This window comes from Lysinibacillus sp. RS10, assembly GCF_041956855.1.
GTDB classification, from domain to species: domain Bacteria; phylum Bacillota; class Bacilli; order Bacillales_A; family Planococcaceae; genus Lysinibacillus; species Lysinibacillus xylanilyticus_A.
In genome coordinates this window covers 1,105,400-1,123,522 of the sequence record NZ_CP167122.1, presented here as the reverse complement: position 1 = coordinate 1,123,522, position 18,123 = coordinate 1,105,400, and the positions used below count along the sequence as shown (strand labels likewise).

18 protein-coding genes, 1 pseudogene and 1 riboswitch are annotated in these 18,123 nt (G+C 37.3%); of the genes and pseudogenes, 6 read left to right on the top strand and 13 right to left on the bottom strand.

Annotation, left to right across the window (positions count from 1 at the left end; all coding sequences use genetic code 11):
* The gene (locus tag ACB089_RS05785; RefSeq protein ID WP_374965635.1) at positions 1-945 is read right to left on the bottom strand and encodes a bifunctional oligoribonuclease/PAP phosphatase NrnA; all 945 of its coding nucleotides are present in this window, start codon (positions 943-945) and stop codon (positions 1-3) included.
* A gap of 90 nt (positions 946-1,035) precedes the next feature.
* Here ACB089_RS05785 and ACB089_RS05780 point away from each other — a divergent pair, with 90 nt between their 5' ends.
* Entirely contained in the window at positions 1,036-1,341 is a 306-nt protein-coding gene (locus ACB089_RS05780; RefSeq protein WP_068983978.1) for a YtpI family protein, read from the top strand.
* Positions 1,342-1,441: 100 nt separating this feature from the next.
* On the opposite strand, the gene ACB089_RS05775 is transcribed toward ACB089_RS05780, so the two are convergent.
* Together ACB089_RS05775 and ACB089_RS05770 are read right to left on the bottom strand one after the other, a co-directional pair.
* Entirely contained in the window at positions 1,442-2,749 is a 1,308-nt protein-coding gene (locus tag ACB089_RS05775) for a DRTGG domain-containing protein (protein WP_374965634.1), read from the bottom strand.
* Between the two features lie 151 nt (positions 2,750-2,900).
* On the bottom strand, positions 2,901-3,584 hold the full coding sequence (locus ACB089_RS05770; RefSeq protein ID WP_368635621.1) for a metal-dependent hydrolase: 684 nt from the start codon (positions 3,582-3,584) through the stop codon (positions 2,901-2,903).
* A 266-nt stretch (positions 3,585-3,850) separates the two neighbouring features.
* Between ACB089_RS05770 and ACB089_RS05765 the strand changes: the two genes are divergently transcribed.
* Complete coding sequence (locus ACB089_RS05765; protein WP_374965633.1) at positions 3,851-4,939, top strand: M24 family metallopeptidase; 1,089 nt, start codon at positions 3,851-3,853, stop codon at positions 4,937-4,939.
* Between the two features lie 108 nt (positions 4,940-5,047).
* On the opposite strand, the gene ald is transcribed toward ACB089_RS05765, so the two are convergent.
* Complete coding sequence (gene ald / locus ACB089_RS05760) at positions 5,048-6,163, bottom strand: alanine dehydrogenase (RefSeq protein WP_374965632.1); 1,116 nt, start codon at positions 6,161-6,163, stop codon at positions 5,048-5,050.
* Between the two features lie 498 nt (positions 6,164-6,661).
* On the opposite strand from ald, the gene ACB089_RS05755 reads away from it, so the two are divergent.
* Complete coding sequence (locus ACB089_RS05755; protein WP_068983983.1) at positions 6,662-7,111, top strand: universal stress protein; 450 nt, start codon at positions 6,662-6,664, stop codon at positions 7,109-7,111.
* 45 nt (positions 7,112-7,156) lie between these two features.
* Here the strand turns inward: ACB089_RS05755 and ACB089_RS05750 are convergent, their stop codons facing one another.
* The 5 genes from ACB089_RS05750 to mbcS form a co-directional block, all read right to left on the bottom strand.
* The gene (locus tag ACB089_RS05750; protein WP_374965631.1) at positions 7,157-8,086 is read right to left on the bottom strand and encodes a class I SAM-dependent methyltransferase; all 930 of its coding nucleotides are present in this window, start codon (positions 8,084-8,086) and stop codon (positions 7,157-7,159) included.
* Positions 8,087-8,175: 89 nt separating this feature from the next.
* On the bottom strand, positions 8,176-8,679 hold the full coding sequence (tpx, locus tag ACB089_RS05745) for a thiol peroxidase (protein WP_223555441.1): 504 nt from the start codon (positions 8,677-8,679) through the stop codon (positions 8,176-8,178).
* Between the two features lie 236 nt (positions 8,680-8,915).
* On the bottom strand, positions 8,916-9,533 hold the full coding sequence (locus ACB089_RS05740; protein ID WP_374965630.1) for an RDD family protein: 618 nt from the start codon (positions 9,531-9,533) through the stop codon (positions 8,916-8,918).
* A gap of 12 nt (positions 9,534-9,545) precedes the next feature.
* A complete protein-coding gene (sppA, locus tag ACB089_RS05735; protein ID WP_374965629.1) occupies positions 9,546-10,559 on the bottom strand; it encodes a signal peptide peptidase SppA in 1,014 nt (337 codons plus the stop codon).
* A gap of 196 nt (positions 10,560-10,755) precedes the next feature.
* Positions 10,756-12,330: an acyl-CoA synthetase MbcS gene (mbcS, locus tag ACB089_RS05730; RefSeq protein WP_374965628.1), complete on the bottom strand. Its 1,575-nt coding sequence runs from the start codon at positions 12,328-12,330 to the stop codon at positions 10,756-10,758.
* 187 nt (positions 12,331-12,517) lie between these two features.
* Positions 12,518-12,616, top strand: a riboswitch (TPP riboswitch).
* Positions 12,617-12,704: 88 nt separating this feature from the next.
* Between mbcS and thiM the strand changes: the two genes are divergently transcribed.
* From thiM to thiE, 3 genes and pseudogenes are all read left to right on the top strand, one after another.
* Positions 12,705-13,460 carry a hydroxyethylthiazole kinase gene (thiM, locus tag ACB089_RS05725; RefSeq protein ID WP_374965627.1) on the top strand — a complete coding sequence of 252 codons (756 nt, stop codon included), beginning with the start codon at positions 12,705-12,707 and terminating at the stop codon, positions 13,458-13,460.
* A pseudogene (thiD, locus tag ACB089_RS05720) lies at positions 13,460-14,268 on the top strand (bifunctional hydroxymethylpyrimidine kinase/phosphomethylpyrimidine kinase). The gene thiM and the pseudogene thiD overlap by 1 nt, the downstream one beginning before the upstream one ends.
* Positions 14,258-14,911, top strand: a complete 654-nt coding sequence (gene thiE / locus ACB089_RS05715; protein ID WP_374965626.1) for a thiamine phosphate synthase — start codon at positions 14,258-14,260, stop codon at positions 14,909-14,911. Before thiD ends, thiE begins: the two are co-directional and overlap by 11 nt.
* A 60-nt stretch (positions 14,912-14,971) precedes the next feature.
* Here thiE and ACB089_RS05710 read toward each other — a convergent pair whose 3' ends face one another.
* From ACB089_RS05710 to ACB089_RS05695, 4 genes are all read right to left on the bottom strand, one after another.
* A complete protein-coding gene (locus ACB089_RS05710) occupies positions 14,972-15,190 on the bottom strand; it encodes an alpha/beta-type small acid-soluble spore protein (protein ID WP_068983992.1) in 219 nt (72 codons plus the stop codon).
* 141 nt (positions 15,191-15,331) lie between these two features.
* The gene (thiI, locus tag ACB089_RS05705; protein WP_374965625.1) at positions 15,332-16,540 is read right to left on the bottom strand and encodes a tRNA uracil 4-sulfurtransferase ThiI; all 1,209 of its coding nucleotides are present in this window, start codon (positions 16,538-16,540) and stop codon (positions 15,332-15,334) included.
* The gene (locus ACB089_RS05700; protein ID WP_374965624.1) at positions 16,537-17,697 is read right to left on the bottom strand and encodes a cysteine desulfurase family protein; all 1,161 of its coding nucleotides are present in this window, start codon (positions 17,695-17,697) and stop codon (positions 16,537-16,539) included. Before ACB089_RS05700 ends, thiI begins: the two co-directional genes overlap by 4 nt.
* A 177-nt stretch (positions 17,698-17,874) precedes the next feature.
* Positions 17,875-18,027 carry a hypothetical protein gene (locus ACB089_RS05695; protein WP_375122135.1) on the bottom strand — a complete coding sequence of 51 codons (153 nt, stop codon included), beginning with the start codon at positions 18,025-18,027 and terminating at the stop codon, positions 17,875-17,877.
* Between the last annotated feature and the right edge of the window lie 96 nt (positions 18,028-18,123).

Genomic DNA, 18,123 nt, shown 5'->3' with positions numbered 1-18,123 from the left:
TTATTGATAAGCCTTACAAATTTCCTGTAATCTCGTTATAACACGGTCTGCTTCTTCCCATGAGTAAGCTGTTGCACCAGAAGCAAGCGGGTGTCCCCCACCATTAAATTCCTTCGCTAAAGTGTTAATAACAGGACCTTTTGAGCGTAGACGTACGCGAATCTGATCGGCCTCTTCAATGAGGATTACCCATGCACAAATACCTTTCACACTTCCAAGACAGCCGACTAACAGTGACGCTTCTGACGGTACCGCATTGTATTCAGCTAGCAATTCCTTTGTCAGCTTAATATACGCCGCTCCATGCTCATCTATTTTGAAGTTTTGATAAATATAGCCTTGTAAATTTAAAAGCTTTCGATCCATTTCATACATTCCATCGAAAATTTGATTTCGATCAAAATCATAAGTAATAAGTTCCCCAGCAACCTTAAATGTTTTTACTGTCGTGCTAGGATATTGGAAGCGTCCTGTATCTCCTACAATACCAGCAAATAATAATCTAGCGGCTGCATCAGATAGAGTCCAGTTTGCTACTTCTTTTCCTTCCTCAAAAAGCTCATAAATCATTTCACTACAAGAGCTTGCAGTCGTATCCACCCACAGTAAATCACCATATGCATCATCATTTGGATGGTGATCTATTTTAATGACCATTTTCCCTTTTGTATAGCGTTGATCGTCTACACGTTCTGTATTTGCAGTATCTGTCACAATCACTAAAGCGTTGTTGTATACATCATCCGTAATGTAATCTGGCTTTGCTAAAAATGATAAAGATTCATCATGCTCACCTGCTGCAAAAACCTTCTTTTCAGGATAATTTGCTAAAATAAGCTCTTTTAACCCTAGCTGAGATCCATAAGCGTCAGGATCTGGACGCACATGGCGATGAATAACGATTGTCTCATATGAAGCAATTGTGTCGATGATTTGTCTTTTCAAAATAATTTCCTCCAAAATGATAGTAATAACCGTTAGCATTTTTCTTCAATAATCGTTACAATATAGTCTAGTTATGCTAGGAGGTTTACTATGCTCAATTTAATTTTTGTGTTTGCAATTATCATATCATTTGCTATTTATTTTTATTTTAAAACAAAACAGTTCCGTTCTCCATTACCTATCGCTAAAAATTGGTACAAAAGTAAAGCAAACGTAAGTTTCGGCGTATTTATTCTTGTATTTGGTGTAAATCAAGCCTATTTATTCCCTGGAATATATACATTTATTATTGTAGCAATTCTTGTCGTTTTAGGCATCCTTGTTATTACCGAAAATATTAAAAAGACTCGTCACTACGGCAAATTTGTTGAAGAAGAATTCCGTATTAACCAATAAATAATCAATTATGCCTCGGCATAATTGCGTCTGGATACCCGCTAAAAAAAGTGAAAGGGATGACCTAGCATTTGTCTAGGCCATCCCTTTTTGCATCTTCTTAACGTTCCAGCAGTTGGAACATCATCATTGCCTTTCCAACAAGCATTTGTTGATTAAACACTTCGAAGTCCATTTTCACAAACTTACGACTCATGTCTAATATTCGAGGCCTTACCGTAAGAGTACTTTCCATTTGCACAGGCTTGATGAAATAAATCGTCATGTTTTCAGCCACTGCATCCCCACGTTTTCGACGCTTTAACGCAAATGAGCCAACTTCTGCTAACAAAGTGGTAAATGCCCCGTAAGAAATTGCTCCATATTGGTTTGTCATTTGAGGTGTTACTTTAAACTCTACGATTAATTCTTCATCGCCAAGCACCTTCATCTCATTTTTCACTAAATCATCAATTGTTTCACCATGCTGCGGCTGTCTTTGTGCAAGCTGAAGCGCTTTTAGTACATCTTGACGACTAATGACACCTTGCAAAATATTGTCATCATCGACAATTGGGAGTAGATCAATCCCTTCCCAAATCATTCGATGTCCTGCAGAAGCAACACTCATTTTCATCGATCCGGCAATCGGATTTTTCGTCATAACCTTTTCAATAAGTTCAGTTTCTTCTCGACCAATAACGTCTTTTACTGTAATCATCCCAACAAGCTTATTGCTTGCTGTAACAACAGGAAATGCACCATGAGTCGTTCGTTCATTTAACTTTTGGAAATGATGAATAGTTTCATCATTTCGAAGAACAGCCGTATCCGTCATCGGTACATAAATATCTTCAATAAATAAAATATCTTTTTTGATTAATTGGTCATAAATTGCACGATTAATCATTGTTGCTACTGTAAAGGTGTCATAGCTAGTTGAAATGATTGGTAGGTCTAAGGAATCTGCGAGTAACTTGTTTTCCTCAGTAGTATCAAAGCCCCCTGTAATTAAAACAGCTGCACCAGCTCGCAGTGCATTTTCATGCGCCCTAATACGATTCCCAACGATGAGCAAGCTTCCTGCATCTGTATAACGCATCATATCTTCTAATTGCATTGCACCAATAACAAATTTCGTTAACGTTTTATGTAGACCTGTTTTTCCACCTAAAACTTGGCCGTCTACAATATTAACAATTTCAGCAAAGGTTAATCGCTCGATATTCTCTTTCTTTTTCTTCTCAATTCGAATCGTTCCAACACGTTCAATGGAGCTTACTAAACGACGATTTTCCGCTTCCTTAATGGCACGATAAGCCGTTCCTTCACTGACCTGCATTTCCTTTGCAATTTGACGTACTGAAATTTTATCGCCCACGGGTAGTGATTCGATGTATTGTAAAATTTTCTCATGTTTTGTCGACAAAATATCACCTATTTCTCAAGTTCAATTCTGCTCTTAGTGTACCATATTTTTTATTAAAATGATTAATATAAAGTGATGAATTTGTTTTACTTTCCCCATCGTTTCAACTACGCACGTGGTGTCAGTTCATATAGTACAGCTATGTTATTGATTAGGAACAGTTTACTTTTTCACCGGCTTTCAAAATTTGAACCTCTGAATTTTGCACTAAATCTGCAAAAACTTGTGGATCCTGCTCGATTGGAGGGAATGTATTATAATGGATTGGTACGACAATTTTCGGCTTCAAAAATGCAACCGCACAGGCAGCATCTTCTGGACCCATTGTGAAATTGTCTCCAATTGGTAAAAACGCAATATCAATTGGGTGGCGTTCCCCTATTAATTTCATATCGCTAAACAACGCCGTATCCCCTGCATGATAGATTGTTATTCCTTCGATAAATACTAAAATCCCAGCAGGCATTCCCATATAAATGATTTCATTATTTTCAGTTACATAAGACGAACCGTGGAATGCTTGAGTAAATTTCACTTTACCAAAATCAAATTCCTTAGCCCCGCCTATATGCATTGGATGTACCTTCACCCCTTGCCAAGAAATCCAATTAGCTAGCTCATTCGGTGCAATAACGAGTGCATCATTTTTCTTTGCAAGCTCGACTGTATCACCTACATGATCATTATGGCCATGTGTAAGTAAAATAATATCTGGGGCTTCATCAGCAACCTTTAAATCTGTTTGCCCATTCCCATTAATAAATGGATCAATCAATATTGTTTTCCCCTTTGATTGAATTTTGACAACAGAATGTCCATGATAACTAATTTCCATATACGTTTCCTCCTTGCAGTACATAATGTGCTTCATCATTTTTTATTCGCTATCCATGCGATTTTTCCCTTTTTTTGATATGCTGTACAGAGAATAATAGCATCTTTCCAAACAAAGCCAGACCCTGTTAGGAGACAATTATTCATTCATACAAAAATGAAGCTTCGAATTCGGCTTATAGTTTGCTGAAAGATCGAAGCCTCATCGTGTAGGCTATTATTTCAGCCGAGCACAATGTTTCAATACAACATGAGGAGGAAATGTTTATGTCAAAGGTTGAAGAAATTCAAAATTATTTACAACAAAATCAAATTGATGCTGCTTTCATCACAACACCAGACAACGTTTTTTACGTTTCAGGCTTTAAAAGTAACCCACATGAGAGATTACTAGGCGTAATGATTTTTAAAGAGGCAGAACCTTTTTTAATTTGCCCACAAATGGAGATCCCAGATGCAAAAGCTGCTGGTTGGTCCTATGAAGTCATTGGTCACCAAGATACTGAAAATTCAATGGAAGTTCTTGCACAAGCGATTAAAACTCGTCTTGATAATCCATTAACGTTCGCCATTGAAAAAGCACAACTAAATGTAGAACGCTTTGAAGCCCTACAAATCTCGTTCCCACAAGCAAAATTTGTCCGCCTCGACGAAAAAATCAACGCTATGCGAGTGATTAAGGATGAGAATGAATTAGAAAAATTACGTAAGGCAGCTGAATTAGCTGACTACGCTATTGAAATCGGCTGTAAGGAAATCGCTGAAGGCAAAACGGAGATGGAAATCTTAACAGCCATTGAAAATGCAATTCAAGATAAGGGCTGCAAGATGTCATTTGAGACAATGGTATTGAGTGGTCCTAAAACAGCCTCTCCTCACGGTACACCAGGTGCTCGCAAAATCGAAAAGGGTGATATGGTGTTATTCGACCTGGGCGTAATTTACGACGGTTATTGCTCTGATATTACACGTACGGTTGCCTTTGGTGAACCTAGTGAAGGACAAAAGGAAATCTACAACGCAGTACTTTCTGCTAACACAAATGCAATTGCAGCAGTGAAACCAGGTGTTCGTGCAATGGATTTAGATAAAATTGCTCGTGATACTATTTCCGAAGCAGGCTATGGTGAGTATTTCACACATCGACTTGGTCATGGACTCGGCATTTCTGTGCATGAATTCCCATCTGTAACAGGCGCCAACGACATGGCTATGGAGGAAGGCATGGTCTTCACAATTGAGCCAGGTATCTATAAATCTGATGTGACAGGTGTCCGTATTGAAGATGATGTTGTAGTAACAAAAGACGGAGTAGAAGTACTAACAAAATTCCCGAAAGATTTAATCGTACTATAATTCAAAATCCGGATACAATTACGCCAAGGCGAAATTGATTTAATGAATCCTATAAAAAAGGAAGGAAGCAACCACAATGAAACATGGTGCTTCCTTTTCTTATTTTACTTATTGAATTAACTCATCAACATTGACATATGGCAGACCTTGAGAATCTGCAACTGCCTTGTAAACGAGATGGCCATCTATAGTATTAACACCTTTTTTCAATGCAGGATTGTCAAGACATGCTTGGCTGTAACCCTTATTGGCAATTTGAAGCGCATAAGGAATTGTATTGTTTGTTAAAGCGATTGTCGAAGTACGTGGTACAGCACCAGGCATGTTCGCAACTGCATAATGCACAACGCCATGTTTTACATAAGTTGGGTCATCATGTGTCGTCACACGATCAGATGTCGCAAAAATACCACCTTGGTCAATAGCAATATCAACAACTACAGAGCCAGGTTGCATTGACTGAATCATTTCCTCAGAAACAAGCTTTGGTGCTTTGGCGCCAGGAATTAAAACAGCTCCAACTACTAAATCTGAGTTTTGCACGGATTCTGCAATATTATAAGGATTGGACATTAATGTTTGAACATCACGGCCAAACAAATCCTCTAACTGACGTAAACGTTCTGGGCTTAAATCAATGACCGTTACATCTGCACCCATTCCGACAGCTATTTTCGCTGCATTTGTTCCAGCGATACCGCCACCAATAACAGTTACTTTACCGCGTGGCACACCTGATACGCCGCCCAGTAAAATACCTTTACCTTCATGATTTTTCTCTAAAAATTGTGCGCCAATCTGCGTTGCCATTTTACCTGCAACTTCACTCATTGGTGTTAAAAGTGGTAAAGAACCATTTGCTAATTGTACAGTTTCATAAGCAATACCTACAACTTTTTTATTTAACAGTGCCTGCGTTAATTCAAGCTCTGGCGCTAAATGTAAATACGTAAATAAGATTTGACCTTCATAGAAATAATCGTATTCTGATGCTACAGGTTCCTTTACTTTCATGATCATTTCTTGAGCCCATGCCTCTTTTGCCGACTCAACGATATGAGCACCTGCAGCCAGGTAGTCTGCATCTGTAAAACTTGAGCCCAAACCTGCTCCAGTTTCAATGTACACTTCATGCCCTGCATGCGTTAATGTTACAACTCCTGCTGGTGTCATAGCTACACGATTTTCATTGTTTTTAATCTCTTTTGGAATACCAATCTTCATATTTCCTATCCCCTTCCATTACCTAAAAAATAAGCATCAGTTTGTTACATACACTTCGATGTATTGATGCACCCCTTGCATTTCCATATTACCAAACAAATATAAAAAATGCTTTAATTAAAGTGATTATAGAAAAAATTTATATTATTCCTACAATACCAAATATTCAAATTCAGGTAGCAATCTTTGCTCGGCAATGAAAGCAAATCGTCAGGAGCACTTAAATTGCCCTTCGCACTTGATGGCGCTCCTAGAAAATATATAGCGAAATCAGGTGTATCAATTAGCCATTTTTATCCATGCTAATTAATACACCTGTAACGAAATATTATTCTGCCAGTAAAACTTAATTTGAATCTTTAATGAATGCGTATCGTTCAAAGGAAATAGAAATCACTGTAAATGCCTTCACTTTTTCACATTTTTTCTTCCGGAAAGTATTTCCTTTAGAAAATCATTTGGTATAATCAAAATATACAAATCAGGGAGGTAATTCAAATGGCTAATCATTATAAAAGCATTGTAGTTGCAGTAGACGGTTCTAAGGAAGCTGAATACGCATTCCGTAAATCAATCGACGTTGCAAAACGTAACGAAGGTGCTGTCTTAAACCTAGTGAATGTTATTGACACACGTTCATTCGCTGCAATCGAAGCATATGACCGTTCAATTGCTGAACGCGCTCAAGCATTCTCTGAAGAATTATTAAATGGTTACAAAAAACAAGCTGAAGATGAAGGCATTGCAAACGTTAACCTTGTAATTGAATACGGCTCACCAAAAAATATTATTACAAAAGAGCTTTCTAAAATTGTAGACGCAGACTTAATCATTTGTGGTGCAACTGGTCTAAATGCAGTAGAACGCTTCCTAATCGGTTCTGTATCTGAAGCAATTGTACGCTCAGCTAAATGTGATGTACTTGTTATCCGTACACCTGAAAATTAATATGCAGTACATAAAAAGGTATCCTATTTTGGATACCTTTTTTACTTATTTACCTTCTTGCCACATTTTCACTTTTTCAAAGAACATAGCAAGAGCTTGTTTATTTTGCATATTTGGTACTTTTGCTAACAATACCTCTTTAGGCGCTTTGAAATCTGCACCTTGTTTTTGCAAAATCACAATACTTTTTTCAAGTGCTTTATTGGCGAACATTGTATCTGGTAATTGAATAATTGCCTGAATCCAAGCATGCTTTTGAATGTATTTATGCAGTTGTTTCGACTGCTCAGACTCAAAGAGATGGGTTGGTGCAAGGAAAAATAAGTAGCCTCCATCCTTTGTATAGTTAATGGACTGCTCAATAAATAAGTGATGTGCATAACTCATTCCTTCTGAAGGGCATAATTCATAATCTATTGCGACATCTTCATTCGGATAATAGCCAACTGGTAAATCACAAACAATTGCATCGACAGGATTTACTAATAGATCTTGTAAAGCATCTTGGCGATATAATGAAACTGGTTGCTCTGTTAAATCAGCGGTAGCAGCAGCTAAACGAATAAGTAGCTCATCAACCTCTACACCCGTTGCTTCTATTTTTTCATCTAATAAATTCATAACTGTTAGTAGTAAATTTCCTGTACCTACTGCTGGATCTAAAATAGAAATTTTTTCTGTTTCTAGACGATTCGCAAATATTTGCTCAACAAAATAACCAACTAATAACCCAAGAGTATCCGGTGTCATTTGGTGATTCGGTTGAGAGCCTTTTCGCATCCCTTTTAAAACAGCAATTTGAATCGCTTTACGTACATCTTCCTTTGTTGCACCATCTTGTGAAAAATTAACTTCCCCATCTAGCCATGCCTCTAAGCCATCTAAAATACCCTCAAGTAATGTAGTATTATGTTCTTTTTCTAACTTTTCAGCATGTTCATTTAGCATACCAAATAATTTTTCGATATTTTCCATACATAACTTCCTTTCAAGCAGAAAAGAGCCGTGACAAAAACTTGTCACAGCCCCTTTGTCTAGTAATATCTTAGCCTAAAATCAATAAATTATGCTAGTGCTTTTACAGCTGCAATTGCCGCTTCATAGTTTGGATGGTTTGTTGCCTCAGAAACATATTCCACATATGCCACTTTGTCATTTGCATCCACAACAAATACTGCACGTGTTAGAAGACGTAATTCTTGGATGTAGACACCGTATGCTTCACCAAATGACAGATCGCGGTGATCTGAAACTGTTTGAACAGCGTCAATGCCAGCTGCACCACACCAACGTTTTTGAGCAAACGGAAGGTCAACAGATACTGTATAGATCACTACATTATCACCTAAGCTTGCTGCTTCTTCATTAAAACGACGTGTTTGCGCATCGCATACACCAGTATCTAATGATGGTACTACACTAATTAAACGAATTTTCCCCTCTGAATCTTTTAAAGTGACAGGTGATAGATCATTCGCTAATACAGTGAAATTTGGTGCTTGGTCTCCAACCTTTACTTCATTACCTACAAGTGTTACTGGACCATTTTTAAATGTTACTTGTGCCATATAAACGCCTCCTAATCTTCATATGTACATAATATTACTAAATGAAGGGAATTAAATGCAACTGAGACAGCTTATCAAAAAAATTAATGGTTATCAATTAGACCTCCAAGGAGTCGCCCAGTCGGAACGAAGATCAACTAATATACAGGTCTTATATTTTTAAAAATGTCATCTGCTACTTTTGGTGATGAGCCAAAAACAAAGAGCTGTCTCAAGTAATGAGACAGCTCTAGCCACTATTCTTCGTTTTTTTCCTCTAGCTTTTCAGGTTCTGGTTTTTCCTCTAGAAGTACGGATTCAGTCTTTTCCTCTTTGATTGGCAAAGATGGTTGCACAACACTTTTTTCAATATAGACTTTTTCATGAACAACTGTTGTGTCTGCAAAATAATCATGTAGACCTTGATTGTTCGGTAAAATGACTATAAGAATATATAGGGGCATAAAAATGTTGTTGATGATGCGCCCTATCCAATCACGGAATAACACATCTGACCAAGTCAGCTTCTCATGTTTTAACGAAATAACACGTAATCCAAATATCATTTTCCCTAAGGTTTGCCCAAAAAATTTCGTCATTAATACGAAATAGCTGTAATAAAAAATAGCGGATATAATCGAAATTGGTGCATACCACACTGTTTCGGATAATGACCAATCCATTATATAAAAAATCGGGTTAACAAGAATTCCGATTACCGCTGTAATAATGAATCCATCCAATAAAAATGCCCAAAAACGTATCCAAAAGCCTGCCGTTTTTAATGCATAATTTTCATTCGTAATTGGCTTATCAATTAGGAGGGCATTCTCCATAGAGGGTGAACCTTGCATAACAATTTCATGGTTTGTCATTGTACTCCCTCCTTAGTATTCGCCATATAAGTACATCATTTTTGGTGCTTTATATTCCGTCATAATTTTCATCAACATTTTTTCTTCTGCTGATGGACCAAACATTGATCCAATCTTCATACCGACATACGATTGCAAACCACCCACATCATATGAATACTCAAATAATTGTGCATCCTCTAAACCAAAGTCTTCACGTAATGCCGCAACTGTTGCTTCCTCATCACCAATGTCATCAATTAAGCCTGCTTCAAGAGCCTTCGTACCGCTAAGAATTCGACCATCGGCAACTTTTTTCACATCAGCTTCAGACATATTACGCCCTTCTTCAACAATATCAACAAATTCCTCATATGATTCATTAATCATATCTTGCATCATAGCACGTTCTTCCGGTGTCACTTCACGCATTGGACTAAGCATATCCTTATGTGCACCAGATTTAAATGTTTCATATTTAAAACCAACTTTTTCAGCTAGTTTTTGATAATTAATGGATTGCATAATGACACCAATCGAACCTGTAATTGTATCACGTTGTGCAAATATTTTATCTGCAGGTGCTGAAATGTAATAACCACCTGATGCTGCCATTGAATCCATAGAAACATAAATCGGAATTTGTCGCTCCTCTTTAATTTTTAAGAGCTTTTTATAAATTTCTGCTGATTCCTTTACACCGCCACCTGGTGTATTAACACTTAAGACGATGCCTTGAACAGTATCATCAGATAAAATATTATCTAATTGATCTAAGAAAAATTGATGATCATACGCAACTGGTTGCCATAATGTACTTGAGCCAACATCTTGAATCGTACCATCAACCTTTAAGTATGCAATACGTTTATCCATATTGCCGTCTTCTTTAATCTCTTCCATTACCGCTAAATTATCCCCAGCTACCATGCTATCAAAATTACCAAAGAAATCCGATTTAAAAATTGCAAATATGGTGTTAATCCCCAATGAAAATACTAATAAGACACCTGCAATTATTAAAGCAGCCCACCTTTTAACATTCATAAATTTCCGCCTCCTCATCACGTTATACGATTGACATTCTAATTTGTTTCATTTTTTTGCAACAATAGGAAAATGTTTTAACCTATTCAACCTATATTACATTACCTAAAATCATGAAAAAAATCAAAGTTCATAAAAAAAGTACGAACTTTGATTTTCTTCAACATAATTCCCCAGGAAATTATGATTGACTAATTTATTTATTTTTTTCTTGTTCACGCAATTCGACACGACGAATTTTGCCTGATGAAGTCTTTGGTAGCTCAGTTACAAATTCTATCGCACGAGGATATTTATAAGGTGCAGTTAAAGTCTTTACATGATTTTGTAGTTTTTTAATCAGTGCTGCATTACCAATTTCTCCATCACGGAGCACTACAAATGCCTTTACAATATTTCCGCGAACTTCATCTGGACTCGCAACAACAGCAGCTTCTTTAACTGCTGGATGCTTCAATAATGCATCTTCTACTTCAAATGGACCTATCGTATAGCCAGAAGATATTATGACATCATCTCCACGTCCTTCAAACCAAAAATAACCATCTTCATCTTTATATGCACGATCTCCGGTTATATACCAATCGCCTCTAAATTGTAGATTTGTACGTTCTGGATCATTTAAATATTTTTTAAATAACGCAGGTGTTTCACGATGTACAGCAATGTCTCCAACTTCTCCAATTGCAACTGCCTTTCCGAAATCATCGATAATTTCAACAGTATTCCCCGGAGTAGGTTTACCCATCGAGCCAATTTTAGCTTTCGTCCCTACCATTGTACCAACAAGTAATGTATTTTCTGTTTGTCCATAGCCATCTCGTACTTGTAAATTCAAAACCTCCGAAAATACTTTTATCACTTCGCTATTTAATGGTTCACCCGCTGACACAGCCTGACGGACTGTACTTAAATTGAAATCTTGTAAACTTTCAAGTGCTGCCATAAATCGATATTCGGTTGGTGTACAGCACAGAATATTAATCTTGAATTTTTCAAGGAGTGTAAGGTATGTTGTTGCATCAAAGTGACCTTTGTAGACAAATGCTGTTGCACCACTTCCTAATGTAGCGAGAAACGGACTCCAAATCCATTTTTGCCAGCCTGGAGCTGCTGTAGCCCAAACAATGTCACCTTCTTGAACACCTAACCAATTCGGTGCAGTTGTTCGTAAGTGTGCATAACCCCAGCTATGTGTATGTACCGCTGCCTTTGGATTTCCTGTTGTACCACTCGTATAAGCTAAAAATGCAATGTCAGTACTCTTAGTAGGTGTGGAGCTTATGTAGGTTGTTGGTTGGCTTTGCATTTTTTCAAACAACGGCTGCCAAGATTCATGTGCATGACCAATGACAAATTGCTGTATGCCTTGCGAATTTTTAACAGCATCAAATTGCTCAATATAAGGTTCAAATACAACAACGCCTTTTGCATTTGCGTGATTGATTCGATATTCAATATCCTTAGTTCTCAACATTTCTGAACTTGGTATAATCGTTAACCCAGCCTTCAAGGCTCCAAGATAAACGATATACGCTTCAACTGATCTTGGCACCATGACTAAAATAACATCACCTTTTGTTAGACCATGTGATGTAAATACATGAGCTGCCTGATTAGCCTTTTTAAGTAAACTAGCATATGTAATGTACTGAATTTCTTCGTTTTCGTTATAAACTATTAATGCGCATTTTGTAGAATCCTGTGCATATTTTTCGATTTCCTCTGAAATGTTATACCACTCTGGTGCGATTAAATCTTGTCGTTTCATGGCAAATGCCCCCTTTTGCTATGCTCATTATAAAACTCAAATTTCATCATTTTCAATGAAAGGCACTCTAATTTGTTAAAGTCATGACAACTATCATGCTCTGCTATATGGCATCAGTCACGTCTTCGTTCAAAAAACTCTCTATTGAATACTCAAGAAAAATATGGTACATTTTGGTCAACTAAAAGCATAATTGCAGGGGGACTCATTTAGAGTTGAGAAGGTAAAACCTGACCCTTTGAACCTGTTAGTTAATACTGACGTAGGGAGCAATTCACATCTAATTACTGATGAAAGGCTCTTTTACGTGTTTTTTCTGCACGAAAATGAGCCTTTTTTGCACGCTTACGTCCATCCAATAAGGAGGACATAAATTGATATTTCATACGATCCGTAAACGAAATCCACTTATTCATTGCATTACTAATTATGTTGTAGCTAATTTCCAAGCAAATGGCTTATTAGCAATAGGTGCTTCTCCAGTAATGGCCGATGACAGTCATGAGGTTGAAGAAATGGTCGCTATTGCCTCAGGCTTATTGATAAATATCGGTACCCTAAATAATCAGATGAAAGAATCTATGCTACTCGCAGGAAAAAAAGCTAATGCTCTGGGCATTCCCGTTGTTTTAGATCCTGTTGCTGCAGGTGCAACAACTTACCGTAAACAGACGGTACAACAATTATTGAAGGAAATTAAATTTGCAGCGATTCGTTGTAATATTGGAGAGCTCGCGGCGATTGCCAATGTAGACTGGCAACAAAAAGGCGTAGATAGTGGTACTGGTTCAATTTCTCTAGAAATTGAGGCAAAGCAAATAGCTAAACTCTACAATTGTATTGTTATTGTGACCGGTGAAAAGGATTTTATAACTGATGGCGAACATCAGCAATGGATAACAGGTGGAAATTCTCAAATGACAGAAGTCACCGGAACAGGTTGTTTATTAAGTGCAATTTGTTGCGCTGCCTACTCCGCAGGGAATGAACCATATAACCAAATAGTCGATGCATTATCGCTTTATAAAAAAGTGGCAGAACAAGCTTCTTCTTCCACAGATTACATTGGCGATTTTCAAATTACAGTATTGAATGAACTACATCGCCTTTCCAAGGATGGTGAAAAATAATGCATATTGTAACGACAATTGCTGGTTCAGATAGTGGTGGCGGCGCAGGCATACAGGCTGATTTAAAAACATTTCAGGAATTAAAGGTCTTTGGGACATCTGTTATTACAGCTTTGACTGCCCAGAACACACTTGGTGTATCCGATGTCTTACCAATTGAAGTTAGCTTTGTTGAAAAACAACTTAAAGCACTAATAGAGGATTTTTCAATTAGTGCTGTTAAAACAGGAATGCTATTTTCCTCAGAAATCATTCAATCAATCGCACGTATTTTAGCCGAAGTAAATATTCCGCTAATTGTTGATCCTGTGGCGAAAGCTTATTACAGCAAGAAGCAATTGTTGCATTATGTAGTTATTTACTTCCTTTAGCAACAATCGTTACACCAAACATACCTGAAGTTGAAACACTTACTGGAAGAAAAATCAAAACGTTTGCAGATATTCAAGACGCGGCACACACCCTATTACAAATGGGTGTACAATGTGTCATCATTAAAGGTGGTCATTTAACAGATAATGATTATGCAATTGATTATGTATTTTTTGAAGATGGACAATCATTTTCCATGCAGTCCTCGCGTATTGCAACAAAAAATACACATGGAACAGGCTGTACGTTCTCTGCCGCACTCACTGCTTTTATTGGACGAGGATTTTCTATAAAAGAAGCGATTGTGGAAGCCAAAAAATATATTCAATTAGCCATAACTTATGATTTATCGATTGGCAATGGTCATGGTCCAACAAATCATTTTGCTTATCAAAAATATAAGGAGTCGTGTGAGGTGATCATTCATGAAACGTGATAATTTACAGCTATATTTTATTATGGGTACAAGTAATGTTTTAATTCAAAAGCCATTAAACGTTCTAGAGAAGGCTTTACAATCTGGAATTACCATGTTTCAATTTCGTGAAAAAGGACCAAATACACTCACTGGGCAAGCCTATGAAAATTTTGCGCAAGAATGTCAAAAGCTCTGTCAACAGTATAAGGTTCCGTTTATTGTTAATGATGATGTAGAGCTTGCTGTGAAACTTGGTGCAGATGGTGTTCATATTGGACAAGAAGATTTGCCTGTGTCGATGGTACGTGAAAAAATTGGCAGCATGATTTTAGGTGTTTCTGTTCATTCACAAGCTGAATTACAAACTGCTCTACAATACGGTGCGGATTATGTAGGAATTGGTCCTATTTTTGCAACCTCTTCTAAAAAGGACGCCAAGCCACCTAGTGGGACAAAATTTTTACAGCAAGTTCGCATACAATACCCAGAACTCCCCATTGTTGCAATAGGAGGACTAAATTGCTCGAATGCCCCTACTGTATTTAAAGCTGGTGCAGATGGAATTGCTGTTATTTCTGCAATTTGTGAAAGTGAAGATATTTCAAATACAATCTCTAGACTTAAATCATTTTCAATATTGGATAAAAAAATCAAAATCTAAACAAACTAAAACCAGTGCCTTTTACGGTCACTGGTTTTAAGTTTAATAAATGCTAAGCACTTATTGGTTGTTGTTTGGCATACCTTTTAATTGAGATTCTGCCATTTGTACAAGACGTTTAGTGATTTCACCGCCAACGGAACCGTTAGCACGAGCTGAAGCGTCAGCCCCTAATTGAACACCAAATTCTTGTGCAATTTCGTATTTCATTTGATCTAGTGCTTGTTGTACACCAGGTACTGCAAGCTTGTTTGAACTGCGGTTGTTGTTTGAAGTCATGTCTCTCACCTCCTTGTGAATATAGAATGTGCGATATTAGATTTTTAATACGAAAATTTTATAGGTAAATTGTACCTCAGAAGGAAACCAACTAAAAAAGCCGACTCAAAATGCACTTTTGAGTCGGCTCGCAAATTTCTTCTATAGAAGATCTGCAAATTTATCTGCTTCTTGCTCTTTTTTCGGGAAAATATAGACCTCACGATTTTTCACTGCTCGTTCAATTAGTTCATCAAAATCCGAGAAGCTTTCATAATGCTCAACCTTTTCAAGCTTTGGTTTTGTTTTTGGACTTGCAGGAGTAAAAATTGTACAGCAATCTTCAAATGGCTGGATTGACGTTTCGTATGTGCCAATTTTCTCTGCAATATCGATAATTTCTAATTTATCAGATGAGATTAATGGGCGTAAAATTGGTGTGTTGGTTACGGCATTAATAGCTGTTAGGCTTTCAAGAGTTTGACTTGCTACTTGACCAAGACTTTCACCTGTAACAATTGCTAGCGCACCAATCTCTTCACGTACTTTGTCTGCAACTTTTAACATCATACGGCGAGTTGTTGTCATCGATACATTAGAAGGTACTTTTTCTTTAATAAGAACTTGAATTTCAGTGAAAGGAATGACATGTAAACGTATACTAGCTCCAAATTTCGTTAATTCATTTGCAAGCACCTTTACTTTTTCCAATGAATTTTGGCTTGTATACGGTGGGCTAAAGAAGTGAATCGCCTCTAAGCGCACTCCTCGTTTCATCATTAAATAACCAGCGACAGGACTATCTATACCACCAGAAAGCATTAATAGAGATTTTCCGTTTGAACCTACTGGCATTCCACCTGCACCCGGAATAACTTGTGCCATCATATATGTTGAATCATGGCGAACTTCTACTCGAAGCTCGATATCGGGTTGCTTCACTTTTACTGATAAATTTTTAAACTGCGGTAAAACATAACCACCAATTTCACGTTGAATGGCATGAGATTCTAAAGGAAATGTTTTATCTGTACGCTTTACTTCTACTTTAAAAGTAAGTTGTTCATTTTTAAATGTATCCATAATTGTTATCGCAAGCTTTTTCATTGCTTCCATATCTTTTTCACATGCAGCAACTGGACTAAATGATTGAATGCCAAAAATTTTGGGTAATCCTTTTATTAGAACGTCCATTTGTTCTTCATTTTGAATAGCAATAAACATACGATCACGCTCTGTACGAATGTGTAAGTGTCCTAAATCTGCAAATGCATGACGAATATTCTCACGTAAACGGCGAATAAAGTCCATTTTATTGCGTCCTTTTGTAGAAAGCTCGCCATATCGAATTAAAATTTCTTTCCAAATCATTGTATTTGTTCTCCTTTAAATTCCTTCATTACTTCTTCTAAAATTTGTTTAAACTTTACTATATCTTCATCTGTTACATATGCACCAAAGCTTATACGAATGACACCCTTTTTAAAATGTTCATCAAGATTTAGCGCTTCAACAACATGACTTGTTTTTGTTTGCTTTGATGAACAAGCACTGGATGTCGATACAATAACGTGACGTTTTTGCATTGCATTAATGATGACTTCACCTTTTAAATCGCGAATACTAAAAGATAAAATATGTGCTGCTCCCTGTGGTGTCGATAAAATATGCACGGCTTCCCCATATCCATGTAATTGTGTGCAAATTTCTTCATACCATTGACGGTATTTTTTCGCTCGGTCATTCATCGTCTCTACTGCTACTCGGGCCGCTTTAGATAGTGCGACAGCCTGCGGGACAGCTACAGTTCCACTACGTAAACCAAACTCCTGTCCTCCGCCAAGTGCATAAGGTTGCCATTTCATTTTTTTGCGGAATGCTAATACGCCTGAGCCTTTAAAGCCATGAATTTTGTGGCCAGAAATTGAAATACAGTCTGGTCCCTCGTCATCGTTAAATGATATCGGTAATTTTCCAAAGCTTTGTACGGCATCAACGTGAAAAGCTGCTCGACTCGACTCATGGATAATTTTTGCAGCTTCAACAATTGGTTGAATAGCCCCCATTTCATTATTTACATGCATCATACTTACTAAAATGGTATCCTTACGCACTTTTGCGCGAAGCTCCTCTAAAGAAATAACGCCATTTTCATCTACTTGCAAATAGTCTACGTCAAAGCCCTCTTGTTCAAGCTGCTTAACAGATTCTAGCACAGATGGATGTTCAATTTCAGTTGTTAAAATATGATTTCCTTTATGTGTATTGCTACGTGCTAAACCTAATATAGCTGCATTATTGGATTCAGTTCCACCTGATGTAAATAGCACATTTTTTGCTTCTGTATGCAAAATATCTGCTACTTGCTCACGTGCACGCATTAATAATTCGTTGGATTCAACACCCATTGCATGAATGGAAGCAGGATTGGCATAATACTGCTCATTCACTACCATAAATGCTTGCATAACCTCTTTTAAAGGTTTTGTTGTTGCACTATTGTCTAAATAGATTGTATTAACTTCCATTAATATTCACACACTTTCAAAACGTTGATTTAACGGTATTTATCATAACGCAAACTTGACCGATTGACCACTAACTTTAACCATTATTCTAATTTAGTCACTCATTTGTGCGCTTTTTATTGCAAAAAAACACCCTTTATAGAGTGGGATCTAAAGACTTGCTATGAACGTTTCTAGCTAAAAATTAAGCAGCAAAAAAAATTTGATTTTTGCATTGTTAGGCTCATCATCATAACGTGTAGTTGATTTCCGTTCCGACTGGGCGCTTTGCCGCTGACGCTTCGCTTTCGCGCAGATAAAACATTTGTTGCTGCCGCTTCGCTTTCGCACAGAGCAAAGCTTCCTGGGGGCGTTCGATGAGCCGCTTCGCTGCAGGGTCTCGGGCCAACAGATGTTTTTTGCGCGAAAGCGTAGTGCTAACGTAGC

Excerpts from the sequence above, each read along its gene's own strand:
- ACB089_RS05780 (WP_068983978.1), top strand. The coding sequence starts at position 1,036 with ATGCTCAATTTAATTTTTGTGTTTGCAATTATCATATCATTTGCTATT.
- ACB089_RS05770 (WP_368635621.1), bottom strand. The coding sequence starts at position 3,584 with ATGGAAATTAGTTATCATGGACATTCTGTTGTCAAAATTCAATCAAAG.
- ACB089_RS05765 (WP_374965633.1), top strand. The coding sequence starts at position 3,851 with ATGTCAAAGGTTGAAGAAATTCAAAATTATTTACAACAAAATCAAATT.
- ald (WP_374965632.1), bottom strand. The coding sequence starts at position 6,163 with ATGAAGATTGGTATTCCAAAAGAGATTAAAAACAATGAAAATCGTGTA.
- ACB089_RS05755 (WP_068983983.1), top strand. The coding sequence starts at position 6,662 with ATGGCTAATCATTATAAAAGCATTGTAGTTGCAGTAGACGGTTCTAAG.
- ACB089_RS05750 (WP_374965631.1), bottom strand. The coding sequence starts at position 8,086 with ATGGAAAATATCGAAAAATTATTTGGTATGCTAAATGAACATGCTGAA.
- tpx (WP_223555441.1), bottom strand. The coding sequence starts at position 8,679 with ATGGCACAAGTAACATTTAAAAATGGTCCAGTAACACTTGTAGGTAAT.
- ACB089_RS05740 (WP_374965630.1), bottom strand. The coding sequence starts at position 9,533 with ATGACAAACCATGAAATTGTTATGCAAGGTTCACCCTCTATGGAGAAT.
- sppA (WP_374965629.1), bottom strand. The coding sequence starts at position 10,559 with ATGAATGTTAAAAGGTGGGCTGCTTTAATAATTGCAGGTGTCTTATTA.
- mbcS (WP_374965628.1), bottom strand. The coding sequence starts at position 12,330 with ATGAAACGACAAGATTTAATCGCACCAGAGTGGTATAACATTTCAGAG.
- thiE (WP_374965626.1), top strand. The coding sequence starts at position 14,258 with ATGAAACGTGATAATTTACAGCTATATTTTATTATGGGTACAAGTAAT.
- ACB089_RS05710 (WP_068983992.1), bottom strand. The coding sequence starts at position 15,190 with ATGACTTCAAACAACAACCGCAGTTCAAACAAGCTTGCAGTACCTGGT.
- thiI (WP_374965625.1), bottom strand. The coding sequence starts at position 16,540 with ATGATTTGGAAAGAAATTTTAATTCGATATGGCGAGCTTTCTACAAAA.
- ACB089_RS05700 (WP_374965624.1), bottom strand. The coding sequence starts at position 17,697 with ATGGAAGTTAATACAATCTATTTAGACAATAGTGCAACAACAAAACCT.